This window comes from Acinetobacter soli (genome assembly GCF_018139125.1).
GTDB lineage: Bacteria > Pseudomonadota > Gammaproteobacteria > Pseudomonadales > Moraxellaceae > Acinetobacter > Acinetobacter soli.
In genome coordinates, this window is the sequence record NZ_CP073241.1 from 1,897,312 (window position 1) to 1,910,249 (window position 12,938).

Genomic DNA, 12,938 nt, shown 5'->3' on the forward strand with positions numbered 1-12,938 from the left:
CCAACATTGAAAATAAAAAAGGTGTACTCGCCGAAGCAAATACACCTTTCTTTTCAAATCAGATTGAAATCTTAGCTTTTAGTTAGGCAATGCATAGGCCACAAGATAGTCACCCATCTTGGTTCCGAATGAACCATGACCACCAGCCATGATCACGATATATTGCTTACCGTTGATTTCATAGGTCATTGGCGTTGCTTGTCCACCGGCTGGTAAACGCGCTTCCCATAATTTTTCACCATTGCTAACATTAAATGCACGGATGTAGTTGTCTTGTGTTGCGGCAACAAACATCACGTTTCCAGCAGTTGAAATCGTTCCACCCAAACCAGGTACACCAATTTTCAAAGGTGGTAACTGGAATAGATTTGGTAAGCTGTCACGGATGGTTCCGATACGCTTTTTCCAAACCACTTCATGGGTATTCAAATCGACACCTGCCACATAACCCCAGCCTGGCTGCTTACACGGCAAACCAAATGGAGAAAGGAAAGCACTGATTTCAACACCATACGGCGTACCGTACATTGGCTGAATACCTTGCTCCGTGCCGGCACCTTTGGCTTTTTGCGGACGGTTTGGATCCATCGGGATCAAACGGCTCACAAATGGAAGTGCCAATGGATTCATGACTGCAACCTGACGATCTTGGTTGACCGACATACCGCCCCATTCAAATACACCAAGGTTACCCGGGAATACCAAAGTACCGTTTTCAGATGGTGGCGTATAAATGCCATCATAATTCAAGCGTTTAAATGATACACGACACATTAACTGGTCAAACATCGTGGCACCCCACATTTGTTTGTCGGTCAATTTGTCTTTTGGCGCAAGGTTCAACTCAGAGAAAGGTTGAGTTGCAGAATAACGTTCACCTTTAGTTTGTGGACCACGCTGAACCGTTTGTGGTACAGGTTTTTCAGTCACGGGTACAATCGGCTTACCATTACGACGGTCAAGTACAAACACGTTACCAGTTTTGGTCAACACATAAATCGCAGGAATCGTTTCGCCCGATTTTACTTTAACATCCATCAATGATGGCTGTGACGGTACGTCCATATCCCACAAATCGTGATGTGTGGTCTGGAAATTCCAGACAATTTGACCTGTTGTTGCATTAATGGCCAACATCGAGTTTGCATAACGCTCTTTTAACTCAGAACGGTCGCCACCCCAGATATCTGGTGTGCCGACACCTGTTGGTACATAAACGATATCGAGTTTTGGATCGTATGCCAACGGTGCCCATGCATTCGGTGAGTTATTGACAAACTCTTCAGGATGCTCAGGAATCGCGTTCGGATTTTTTGAACCTGTGTCAAACGCCCAAACCAACTTACCTGTATTTACGTCATAACCACGTAATACACCTGATGGTTCTTTGGTCGAGAAGTTGTCAGTCACAGAACCGGCCATCACAATGGTGGTACCCGATACAATGCCTGGTGAAGTTGGGTTATAACCACCCGGATAGGCATATGGCATTGATTTTTGTAAATCAATTTCACCATTTACACCAAAGTCTGTACATTTTTTACCGGTGTCTGCATTTACTGCAACCAAACGGCCGTCATTTACAGGCAAAATCACTTTACGTGGACACTCAGCCGATACGGTCGGTTGCTTCGCCTTTAAGCTGGTTGCAAACTCGGTGGTATTGTTGGCATCGTAGTACATCACGCCACGGCAGGTTAAGTGCTGGTAGGTTTTGTCCGCTTTAAGTTTCGGATCAAAACGCCATTTTTCTTTACCTGTCGCAGGATCAAGTGCAATCAACCACTGGTGTGTGGTACACATATACATGTTATTGCCAATTTTGATTGGTGTGACTTGGTTGGTGGTTTCGCCAGAATCGCCCTCTTTTTTGAGATCGCCTGTACGGAAAGTCCATGCCACTTTCAAGTCTTTCACGTTTTGATCATTGATCTGAGTCAAAGGTGAATAACGCACACCGCCTTGGGTACGACCATACGCAGGCCAATCGGCAGGATCAACACCTTCAACTGCTTGTGCAGTTTTAGGTTGTTCACTCTTGATCACACCATTGATTTCTTGCGGATCGTTAAAAATGGCATAAACCATCACGACGATTGCAATTGCAAGCGTCGACGATAGCGCAATTTTGCCCGATTTGGCATTGTCCATGCCACGGCTGATCGCTGGAATTAAAATCCATAGACCCAATACACCCAGAATGTCTAAACGTGGTGCCAAAGCCCAGAAATCTGTTCCAGCTTCCCACACACCCCATATAGTTGTGCCGAGCATTAATACGGCATACAACCAATATGAAGCTGTCGAACGCTTGCGTAATAGCCATGCAAAAACCAGTAATGCAAGGCCCGCGATCACGTAATAAATTGACCCACCGAGTACAGTGAGCCAGATACCTCCAACGAGCAGGAATAGGCCAATCGCCGCAGCTATCACTACGGTCAAGGTTCGTAATCCTGAATTTGAAGATGGTTGAGACATAATACCACCTCGAATAAATTGTTTTTTTAATCTGTTATAGGAAGTATATGAGGGGCATATACTTCGTATAACGACTGAATTTCTGCTGAGTCACAACGATCGTGTGTCTCAACAGAAATTTGGTTAATACAATTTCAAATTAAAATACTGTCTGGAATTTGATGCCGCCAACCCAGGCATTATTTCCATCTTTGATTGCACCGACATTGCGTACATATTGTACGTTTGGTCGAATCGTTAACCAGTTTGCAGCATGAATACCGTAGTAAAGCTCTGCATTATATTCATTCTCGAAACCGTCGATTTCTTTATGAATACGGGCAAAACCAAGTGCAATTTCATCTTTTGGACGCGAATCGAAGGCGCCAATGTAGCTGAGCGCGATGTTTTGCACATCACTGATTGCATTCGTTTTGTCATCAAAGAATGCGGCATTTGCCCAAATCGACAAGCCGCGTTCTATATTGCCCTGATGAGCAGTCACTTGTTGTCTTGCCGTGATCCAGCCACCTTGTTTGTGACCGGTTTCAGCAAGTGCATTACCTTGATCGTCCAGTTTATTGGCATCGGCAGTACTATAATAATAGCCCGCGCGATACTCACCTTTCAATTGGTTTGCACCGAGTTTTGGTGTCCAGACAAGCTCTGCCGGAATTAAGGCGCCGTGTGAGCCATCTGTACTTAAGTTAAAGCCTTTACTGCGCTTTAAGTTTTCAGGATTATATTCGAATACGCCCACTTGTGCATAGACTTCAGGGGTCACTTGGTATTTTACACGTGCCGCCCATTGGCTAACAGGCCAATTGTACCACTGATCGCCGGCCCAGTTGCCCATTTGTGAACCACACAGTGCAAGGTTTTGAAAATCACAGGCAAAGCTGTTGAAATCTTCAGCTTCACCAAAACGACCGACCTTCACATCCAATGCTTGATCAAAAAATTTCTTTTTGATCCACAAATCTGTCAAACGCCAAGTTTGACCGCGTCCCCAAACTTCCTGAACCGAACTCACCTGTCCTGCTAGCGCAGGCGCTGTATTGGTCAGGTTTCGACCATCACGATAGGTCAGGGTAATTTGTGCTTCGGTATCTTGCCAACCCAAAAGCTTTTGTAAATCAAAGTGGGTGCCGAGTGCCAGTTGGCCTGAATATTCTGTACCGTGGCTTGAAGTATCTTTAGAATCCAGTACGGTCGCCACTTCCCCAGTGTACCCCATGCTGAAGTCATAGCCTTTTTGTTGTAATTCGGTACGTTTGCCGTTCCAGTCCCCTAGCATCCATGGGCTTGATGGATCAAACGCAGAAGCGGCTACAGCTTGTTGCGTCCAGATACTCAGTGATAACACTGAGAGACAAGAAACAGCGAATGTTGTCCCTAATTTCATTGTTACGTAACCTTTTATGTGGTTGTGTGAGATTGTGTTACGAATTATTTTAATCAATCGCCCATCAAAAAAGTAACTTTTGCTTCATTTTTTACAACTTTTATGAAAAAAAACTAACAAGTGGTCATTTTTGGTGCTTCAATCCCAGCGACCAGCCCCCAAAGTCTGCCCGGTAAACCGATACTGAGCCTCAGAACGTGAAAATTTAATTGGGCAGGCCAGTTGTCGTTCGACCTTTTCTGAATCCGATGCCAAAGGCACCTCAACTGACCAATTTCGCTCAACGGCCAATTCTGAATTTAAGGCTTCTTCTAAATATAAAACGGGCTCGGCACAAACATCCAGCGAAGCAAAAATCTCTCGCCATTGCTCCCAAGTTTTACTTTTTATTTTATCTTTTAATGCCGCTTTAACCGCGAGACGATCGTCATCGAGAAACGATGCAGCTTTTTGCGCCAGAATCGGTAAGTCCAAAGCCACCGCCAGCGCCTGTATAAATTGCGGCTCTAGCCCGCCAATCGAGAAGTATCGTCCATCAGCGGTTTCATAATAGTCATAAAAGCTGCCTCCATTGAGGACCTCACTTTCTGCACGCGGTGGCTCCTCTGCTGCCAATGTCGCTGCGGCACTCATGGCATTTAGCCCAGCAGCACAGTCGGTCATTGAAATATCGACATGCTGACCTAGCCCACTTTTTGACCGTTCAATCACGGCAGTTAAAATGCCAATCACGGCGTGCAATGAGCCGCCGGCCACATCGGCAATTTGTATGCCCATTGGGGGTGGTCCCGATGCCTTACGTCCCCCATATCCAGCAATACCAGATAACGCCACATAGTTAATGTCATGTCCGGCACGATCCCGATATGTTCCAGTTTGCCCATAGCCGGTAATTGAGCAGTAAATTAAAGCCGGATTGAGCGCACTTAAGGTTGCATAATCTAACCCCAAACGCGTCATGACGCCGGGCCGAAATTGTTCAACGACAATATCAACCTCCTGAATTTTGGCGTAAATTTTCTCGATACTTGCACGGTCTTTTAAATCTAACGTAATCGATTGTTTATTTCGATTTAGGTAACTGTGTGCTGTGGCCTGCCCATTGGCATACGGTGGCATAATTCGGACCAAATCTGGACGTGTCGGTGACTCAATATGTATGACATCTGCACCTAAATCTGCTAAATATAAGGTGGCAAATGGTCCGGGCAATAACGTTGAAAAATCCAGAACGCGCAGTCCAGCTAATGGGGTATTCATGATCTTGTTATCACTCTTTTTGACTATTTTACTTCATCATAAAAATGTAAAACAAAGGACACAATGTCATGTTCAGCCATTTACCTTGATCATTTCGGCAATTTAACATAAAGAAAATGATTTACCCGTGTTGTAAATCGCCAATCCAATATTTTTTAAAGTCATTTAGGCCAACTGCAAGTGAACATCAAAGAGACCGAAGGATTAAACGTAAACCGCGATACCATTAGTATCCACTTTGTGAATGCGGCGTTAACAGGCGTAAAACGCCTAGGCATGGATGTCGAAACCTTACTGTCCCACGTTGGAATCGAGGCAGAATTATTACGCCAGCCTAAAGCCCGTATTTCCCCAGAACAATACACACGCTTTATCAAAATGCTGTGGATGGTCACTCAAGATGAGCATGTCGGTTTTGATGTGCAGCCGCGTCGTCTGGGTACCTTTGCCATTATGTGCCAACTGATTATTCATGCCAAAACTCTCGGCCAAGCGCTTGAGCTATCGTCTCAGTTTTATAAACTTTTTGGCGATGAATGGTCGGTGACGCTTGAACGCGACAAACACGAAGCACGTCTAGTGCCTCTTATTCCCAAAACACTCGATCCCGATCATTTTATTACCGAGAGTATGCTGATGATCTGGCACGGTCTGGCATCATGGCTGATCGAACGTCGCCTGCCGTTAGAACGCGTCCACTTTAGCTATCCGCGTCCGGCACATGCAGACGAATACGATGCACTGTTTTTTGCACCGGTCATGCAGTTTGATGCTCCACGCACCGAAATTACGTTTGCTGCGGATTATCTGGATTTGCCTATTCGCCAAGACGAAAAAACCCTTGAAGAGTTTTTAAAGGCCGCCCCTGCACAGCTCCTGATCAAGTTTAAGAATACCAATTCGCTTACCTCTCGGATTCGTGAGGTGCTCAAGAGCCAAATTGGCGAAGAAATGCTGACACTCAATGATGTGGCCTCGATGCTATATCTGTCGCCACAAACCTTACGTCGTCGTCTGGCAGCCGAAGGCAAGAGCTATCAAGGGGTTAAAGATGCGTTACGTCGTGACGCCGCAATTCATTTGCTGCTCAATCCAGATTTGACGCTTGAAGATGTCGCACAACAAGTCGGCTTTAGTGAAACCAGTACCTTCCATCGTGCATTTAAAAAATGGACCGGAGTTACACCGGGTCTGTATCGTCAGTTGCACGGCTATCATTAAGAAGTCACTGAGCATTCTGTCTCTTCAAACGTCTGGATTAATCCAGACGTTTTTTTATGGCGTTGGCAAAAACCATCACTGACCAGATGACCTTCTCGTCATTGTCTTGCAGGTAAAATCCATTACACTGCAAAACATAACAATATTGACGATCAAAAGAAGGAACACTGATGAGCGAAGCCTACATCATCGATGCCATCCGCACGCCACGTGGAAAAGGAAAAAAAGATGGCTCACTTTATGAAGTAAAACCTATCACCTTGCTCACAACCTTACTCAATGAACTTAAACAACGCCATCAGCTCGATACAGCCAAAGTGGATGATATTGTTTTGGGCTGTGTAACGCCAGTGGGTGATCAGGGTGGCGATATTGCCAAGACCGCTGCAATTGCCGCTGGTTGGAGCGATAATGTGGCTGGAGTGCAAATCAACCGCTTTTGCGCTTCAGGCTTGGAGGCTGTGAATCTGGCAGCACAAAAAGTCCGCTCGGGCTGGGAAGATGTTGTGGTGGCTGGCGGTGTAGAGTCGATGTCACGTATTCCAATGGGATCAGATGGCGGCCCGTGGGCGCTCGATCCAGAAACCAACTTAAAATCGTCTTTTGTGCCACAAGGCATTGGCGCAGACTTGATTGCAACCCTCGATGGATATACTCGTGCAAATGTCGATGCATTTGCAGTCGGTTCACAACAAAAGGCCGCTGCGGCGCAAGCGCAAGGTTATTTCGATAAATCTGTCGTGCCTGTAAAAGATCATTCAGGCGTCATGATTTTAGAAAAAGATGAATTTATCAAAGGTCAAACCACGCTAGAGGGTTTAGCCAAACTCAATGCCAGCTTTGAAATGATGGGGCAAATGGGTTTCGATGCCGTAGCCCTACAAAAATATCCAGAAGCGCAAAAAATTCATCATGTCCATCATGCGGGAAATTCATCCGGCATTGTAGACGGTGCAGCCGTTGTACTTATTGCCTCTGAAAAAGCAGTCAAAGAGCAAGGGTTAAAACCACGCGCTAAAGTACTGGCAACCGCACTGGTCGGTACAGATCCAACCATTATGCTGACTGGGCCTGCGCCTGCAGCCCGCAAAGCCTTACAAAAAGCCGGCTTAACTATTGACGATATCGACCTATTTGAAGTTAATGAAGCCTTTGCGGCTGTAGTGATGCGTTTTATCAATGAACTACAGGTGCCAGAAGATAAAGTGAATGTCAATGGTGGTGCAATTGCCATGGGTCACCCACTGGGTGCAACGGGTGCCATGATTTTGGGCACACTGCTAGATGAACTAGAGCGTCAAGATAAAAAACGCGGGCTGGCCACCTTGTGTGTTGGCGGTGGGATGGGTATCGCGACGATCATTGAACGAGTGTAAGGAGAATCTCATGAGCGCAATTCACTACGAAAAAAATGCAGATCAGATTGTGATTCTCACACTCGATTCTACAGGGCAATCTGCCAACACCATGAATGCAGAATTTCGTGATTCACTGGATGAAATCACTCAAAAGCTCAAAGCCGAAACGGATCTGAAAGGCATTATCTTTCGCTCGGCCAAGAAAACCTTTTTTGCTGGCGGTGATCTAGACGAACTGATTCAGGTTCAGCCCGAACAGGCCAGCGACTTTTTTCAAATGATTGAAGCACTGAAATCAAATTTACGCACCATTGAAACGCTAGGCGTGCCTGTTGTAGCGGCGTTAAATGGCACCGCACTCGGCGGCGGCTGGGAAATAGCACTCGGCTGTCACTACCGAATTGCGCTCACCGACCCAAAAACCAAATTTGGTTTGCCTGAAGTAACTTTGGGCTTACTTCCCGGTGGTGGAGGGATTGTTCGCATGGTGAGGCTGTTGGGCTTACAAACTGCATTTCCTTACTTGATGGAAGGCAAACAATTTGGTGTCGAGCAAGCAAAATCTCTTGGCCTAGTACACGATACTGCTGAAAATGAATCAGCGCTGTTAGAAAAAGCCATGACGTGGGTCAAAGCCAACACGAAAAGTCAGCAACCGTTTGATGTAAAAGGCTACAAGATTCCCGGCGGAGATCCCAAAACCCCTGCTGTGGCTCAGATCTTAGCGATTGCCCCTGCCATGCTCCGCGACAAAACCAAGGGATGCTATCCAGCACCGGAAGCGATTATGGCAGCAGCAGTTGAAGGTGCTCAGGTCGATGTCGATACCGCCCTTCGCATTGAGTCGCGCTACTTCACTCAACTGGCCACTGGGCAAATATCCAAAAACATGATTGGTACTTTCTGGCATGGGTTAAATGCCATCAAATCTGGTGCAAGTCGGCCCGCAGACATCGCCAAGTGGCAGGCCAAAAAAGTAGGCGTCTTAGGTGCAGGCATGATGGGGGCCGGCATTGCATACGCTACAGCCACAAAAGGCATTGCTGTTGTCCTTAAAGACATCTCTCTTGAAAATGCTGAAAAAGGCAAAGCTTACTCGCACAAGCTTTTAGATAAGCGCGTTCAACAAGGACGCCTGACCGCAGAAAAACGCGATCAGATTCTTGCCTTAATTGTGCCAACCGCAACTGCGGCAGATTTACACGACTGTGATCTGATCATTGAAGCAGTCTTTGAAAACCAAACACTTAAGGCACAGGTGACTCAAGAGGCAGAACCTTATTTGGCTCAAGAGGGTATCTTTGCATCGAACACCTCTACACTGCCAATTAGTGGCTTGGCCCAAGCCAGTCAAGATCCAGAAAAATTTATCGGCCTACATTTTTTTAGCCCGGTCGATAAAATGCAATTGGTCGAAATTATCAAAGGCCAACGCACATCTGCTGAAACGCTGGCCAAAGCCTACGATTTTGTCCAGCAGATTGGTAAAATTCCAATTGTGGTCAACGACAGTCGTGGCTTTTTTACCAGTCGGGTTTTTGGCACATTTATCAATGAAGGAATGCGTTTACTGGCCGAGGGCGTACATCCAGCACAGATTGAAATGGCAGCCCTCAAAGCAGGTATGCCTGTTGGCCCGCTGGCCATACAAGACGAAGTATCACTTACGCTGACAGAGCACATTACCCAAGAGACCCGTCGTGCCTTGCAAGCAGAAGGAAAAACCTTACCTGAATCTCCAGTCGATGATCTGATTCATTGCATGATTCATGAGCTTGACCGCAAAGGTAAGGCGGCCGGTGCAGGATTTTATGAATATCCTGAAAATGATAAAAAGTTTTTGTGGCCAGGACTTTCCCGCTGGCAAAAACCGCATTCCCTTTCTGAACAAGACATGATTGATCGTTTCTTGTTTGTTCAGGCACTCGACACCTTACGTTGCTACGAAGAAGGCGTCCTTGAATCGGTAATCGATGCCAATGTGGGGTCAATTTTTGGTATTGGCTTTGCTGCATGGACAGGCGGTGCTATTCAGTTTTTAAATCAGCACGGAACCGCACAGGCTTTAGAACGTGCGCAACAATTAGAGGCGCGTTATGGAGCACGCTTCACACCACCTGCGCTGTTGAAAGAAAAAGCGGCTACCAATCAGCCCATTCAGTAATGATCGGTTATGCGCAGTACGTCTTGTCTGTATAGATAGGGCGTACTTGTATGGCTGAAGTATGATGATTTAACACAGTTCACATCAGCAAAATATGCTATAACGCTGTTTTCATTATGCTCTGCATGTGGACGGCTAAGTATGAACCGAACAAATCATTCTAATGATGCGGAATCTACCGGATTAGGCTGGAAATTCGTTATGATTGTGGGGGTAATCACCACCATTTTTTTCACTTTTTTATATTTCGCCATGAGCAGCGAACCCGATTACATGCCTAGTCAGCAACGCCAAAAGCACGATACTTCCCATGCGTCAGTTGCGCCTGTTGCACCCCAAAATGCCCATGCTCCCGCTTCGCAACAACCCTAATTTTTGAGTTTTTATTGTGTCTACTCCCCAACGTCAAGCACTTATCGTTGAAGGCGGCGGTATGCGCGGTGCCTTTACCGCAGGTGTACTCGATGCCTTTTTAGAAAAACACTTTAATCCCTTTGATCTGTATGTCGGGGTGTCATCAGGCTCGACCAATCTGGCCAACTATTTGGCTGGTCAACACGGTCGCACGCTTCAGTTTTATATCGATCATTCTTTGCGTCCAGAATTTATCAGCTATAAACGCTTTTTAAAGGGCGGCGATTTAATCGATCTTGAATGGATGTGGCAGGTGGGTGAAGCAGAACGCCCACTCGATCAGCAGGCACTCTTTGCCCAAAATCCCGACTTTTATATGGTGCTGACGCATGCACGAAGTGGTCGTGCCGAATATCTACGTGCAGGAAAGGACAATCTGCTCAGTGCCCTTCGTGCCTCAAGTACCATTCCTGTGCTCACCCGAAAGCCTGTCGACATTATGGGTGAACCGTATTTTGATGGCGGTGTGGCCGATGCCCTACCAGTTCAATGGGCCGCGCAACAACACGATGTCAATGCACTCATGGTGATTCGTACACGGCCGCAACATTATGCCAAAACCAGCAGCAAGGGCGATCAGTTCTTGGCCAAGTACATGCTCAAACACCACCATGGTTTTGCCTCAAGTCTCCAAGCACGCTGTTTACGCTATAACGACTCAGTGAACTTTTTACGTCAGCCAAACGAGCAGCGTATTTTGGAGGTGTGTGTTCCCAACAAAAAAGGCTTGGCCAGTCGACTCTGTAAAGATCGTAAAAAACTCGAATATACTTATCGGGTGGGTCAAGAAACTGGCTACGCCGCCATGGAAGCATGGCAATCGCTTAAATAAAGGGATGGCTTAACTCGGTTGAGATCAGATCAATTCGTTCTGATCTTTCCAAAATACTAACCGACTAACCGATTGGACAATAGATCATGGATGCTTAATTCCTGATTTCCCCAAGGAACCATCACACCCAAGCGCTACTTAATGTCTATGTAGTTAAAGATAAAAACATCTCAATATGTTCGATTCCGCAATCGTCATAAGTTTCACCGCGTTGAACGAAGCCCAAACGTGTGTAAAAACCTGTTGCATAGACTTGCGCAGAAAGTTTTAAATCAGGCAAGTTATGCTGCCTTGCATAATCAATCATGGCCTGCATAAGCTGGTGTCCAATCTTCATACTGCGATACGCTTTTAAAACCGCCACGCGCCCAATACTACGATCTGGAAGCAAGCGCGCTGTGGCAATTGGCTGACCATCGTGATAGATCACAAAATGCTGCGAAACCTGATCTTGATCATCCCATTCCTCTTGTTCAGGAATATGTTGCTCCTCAATAAATACCAGTGTCCGAATATATTTGGCATCCTGTTTGAGGCTGCGCCAATCTCCGATTTGAAGATCAAGTTGCAAGTTTGATGTAACGTTTTCAGTCATTTAACATTTACATCCTACATTTTCAATCGCGATCTGATCGTTTAATAGCAATTCTAAGGTTTGTTTCTCTACACCATACATCTGTTTTAGTGCCTGAATCTGTTCCAAGATGTGTGCATCTGGCTGTTCATTTTGTTCACGCTTAGTGGCCAAAATCATTTTGTTTTTACTGGTATGCTCAAGTGAAACAAATTCAAAGACCTTAACGTCATAGCCATGCGCCTTGAGCAACAAGGCACGTAAGGTATCGGTGAGCATTTCGGCCTGCTGACCCGCATGGATACCAAATTGCAGCATCGGCTTAAGCACTTTCGGGCTTTGTAATTGCGGTCGGATTTCCTTATGACAGCAAGGTGCGCACATGATCATCGAAGCATTGAGCCGAATACCGGTATGAATGGCAAAATCTGTGGCAATGTCACAGGCATGCAGCGCGATCATGACATCTAAGCGTTCAGGTTGATAGGTTCGTACATCACCTTCAAAAAAATCAAGATGATCAAATTCTGATTTTAGTGCAAGCTGTTCACAAAACTCGACCAAAGCCGAACGTAACTCAACGCCTGTAATCTGTGGCTGAGTCTGGGTTTGCTGTTGCAAATAATCATATAAAGCAAACGTTAGATAGCCCTTGCCTGAACCAAAATCGACAATCTTGATGGTGTTGTCTTTCAGCGAAATTTGCTCATAGGCATGAGAAAAAATTTCAATAAATTTATTAATCTGTTTCCATTTTCTGGCCATCGCCGGAATGATTTTGCCATGACTGTCACTAATACCGAGCCCCTGTAAAAACGGTGCACTGGCATCGATATAACGCTGTTTTTCTCGATTATGCTGTAGTGTCGTGGCAGGTTGAGTACGGTTTGGCTGACGCTGTTGTACGGTGAGCATGGCTTTCTTTTTATTTTTTTTCAGTTGTGCATCTAAGCGCGAGCTAAACAGATTCGCCTGCTTACACGCTGCCAAATAAGATTCGATACAATCAAGTGCTTCATCTAGCGGGTAGTTTTTGGTCACATCTTTGGTGGTGTAATGGTAAAGCACACTGAGTTTAACTTGTTGTTGCAATTCCACAACACGACACGTAATTTTTTCCAGCTCAGGCTCATCACCTTTATACTGACTCAAGATCAAACGATCAAATTCTTGATTTTCAATCGATTCTTGAATGAGTTCAAGGAACTGTTGTTGCGATGATATTTCGGAAGCCTGAACGGACATAATCA

The 12,938-nt window shown here is 45.7% G+C and carries 10 protein-coding genes; 5 read left to right on the top strand and 5 right to left on the bottom strand.

The window, feature by feature from the left end; genetic code table 11:
• Nucleotides 1–78: 78 nt before the first annotated feature.
• From KCV09_RS08740 to KCV09_RS08750, 3 genes are all read right to left on the bottom strand, one after another.
• Nucleotides 79–2,481: a glucose/quinate/shikimate family membrane-bound PQQ-dependent dehydrogenase gene (locus KCV09_RS08740; RefSeq protein ID WP_212515042.1), complete on the bottom strand. Its 2,403-nt coding sequence runs from the start codon at nt 2,479–2,481 to the stop codon at nt 79–81.
• 139 nt (nt 2,482–2,620) lie between these two features.
• Nucleotides 2,621–3,865: a carbohydrate porin gene (locus KCV09_RS08745; RefSeq protein ID WP_212515043.1), complete on the bottom strand. Its 1,245-nt coding sequence runs from the start codon at nt 3,863–3,865 to the stop codon at nt 2,621–2,623.
• A 138-nt stretch (nt 3,866–4,003) separates the two neighbouring features.
• A complete protein-coding gene (locus tag KCV09_RS08750; RefSeq protein WP_048765846.1) occupies nt 4,004–5,125 on the bottom strand; it encodes a CaiB/BaiF CoA transferase family protein in 1,122 nt (373 codons plus the stop codon).
• Nucleotides 5,126–5,305: 180 nt separating this feature from the next.
• On the opposite strand from KCV09_RS08750, the gene KCV09_RS08755 reads away from it, so the two are divergent.
• From KCV09_RS08755 to KCV09_RS08775, 5 genes are all read left to right on the top strand, one after another.
• The gene (locus KCV09_RS08755; protein WP_004941225.1) at nt 5,306–6,346 is read left to right on the top strand and encodes an AraC family transcriptional regulator; all 1,041 of its coding nucleotides are present in this window, start codon (nt 5,306–5,308) and stop codon (nt 6,344–6,346) included.
• Nucleotides 6,347–6,516: 170 nt separating this feature from the next.
• Entirely contained in the window at nt 6,517–7,722 is a 1,206-nt protein-coding gene (locus KCV09_RS08760; RefSeq protein WP_212515044.1) for an acetyl-CoA C-acetyltransferase, read from the top strand.
• 10 nt (nt 7,723–7,732) lie between these two features.
• Nucleotides 7,733–9,868 carry a 3-hydroxyacyl-CoA dehydrogenase NAD-binding domain-containing protein gene (locus tag KCV09_RS08765; RefSeq protein WP_212515045.1) on the top strand — a complete coding sequence of 712 codons (2,136 nt, stop codon included), beginning with the start codon at nt 7,733–7,735 and terminating at the stop codon, nt 9,866–9,868.
• 141 nt (nt 9,869–10,009) lie between these two features.
• Nucleotides 10,010–10,240, top strand: coding sequence for a hypothetical protein (locus tag KCV09_RS08770; protein WP_212515046.1), 231 nt, complete (start codon nt 10,010–10,012; stop codon nt 10,238–10,240).
• A 16-nt stretch (nt 10,241–10,256) separates the two neighbouring features.
• Nucleotides 10,257–11,114, top strand: coding sequence for a patatin-like phospholipase family protein (locus KCV09_RS08775; protein ID WP_212515047.1), 858 nt, complete (start codon nt 10,257–10,259; stop codon nt 11,112–11,114).
• A gap of 145 nt (nt 11,115–11,259) precedes the next feature.
• Here the strand turns inward: KCV09_RS08775 and KCV09_RS08780 are convergent, their stop codons facing one another.
• Both KCV09_RS08780 and KCV09_RS08785 read right to left on the bottom strand, forming a co-directional pair.
• Nucleotides 11,260–11,709, bottom strand: a complete 450-nt coding sequence (locus KCV09_RS08780) for a GNAT family N-acetyltransferase (RefSeq protein ID WP_111812993.1) — start codon at nt 11,707–11,709, stop codon at nt 11,260–11,262.
• Nucleotides 11,710–12,933 carry a class I SAM-dependent methyltransferase gene (locus KCV09_RS08785; protein WP_212515048.1) on the bottom strand — a complete coding sequence of 408 codons (1,224 nt, stop codon included), beginning with the start codon at nt 12,931–12,933 and terminating at the stop codon, nt 11,710–11,712.
• Nucleotides 12,934–12,938 lie beyond the last annotated feature (5 nt).

Bases quoted from the DNA above. Each gene is read 5' to 3' on its own strand.
- KCV09_RS08745 (WP_212515043.1), bottom strand. From the start codon at position 3,865: ATGAAATTAGGGACAACATTCGCTGTTTCTTGTCTCTCAGTGTTATCA.
- KCV09_RS08750 (WP_048765846.1), bottom strand. From the start codon at position 5,125: ATGAATACCCCATTAGCTGGACTGCGCGTTCTGGATTTTTCAACGTTA.
- KCV09_RS08765 (WP_212515045.1), top strand. From the start codon at position 7,733: ATGAGCGCAATTCACTACGAAAAAAATGCAGATCAGATTGTGATTCTC.
- KCV09_RS08785 (WP_212515048.1), bottom strand. From the start codon at position 12,933: ATGTCCGTTCAGGCTTCCGAAATATCATCGCAACAACAGTTCCTTGAA.
- KCV09_RS08780 (WP_111812993.1), bottom strand. From the start codon at position 11,709: ATGACTGAAAACGTTACATCAAACTTGCAACTTGATCTTCAAATCGGA.
- KCV09_RS08740 (WP_212515042.1), bottom strand. From the start codon at position 2,481: ATGTCTCAACCATCTTCAAATTCAGGATTACGAACCTTGACCGTAGTG.
- KCV09_RS08770 (WP_212515046.1), top strand. From the start codon at position 10,010: ATGAACCGAACAAATCATTCTAATGATGCGGAATCTACCGGATTAGGC.
- KCV09_RS08760 (WP_212515044.1), top strand. From the start codon at position 6,517: ATGAGCGAAGCCTACATCATCGATGCCATCCGCACGCCACGTGGAAAA.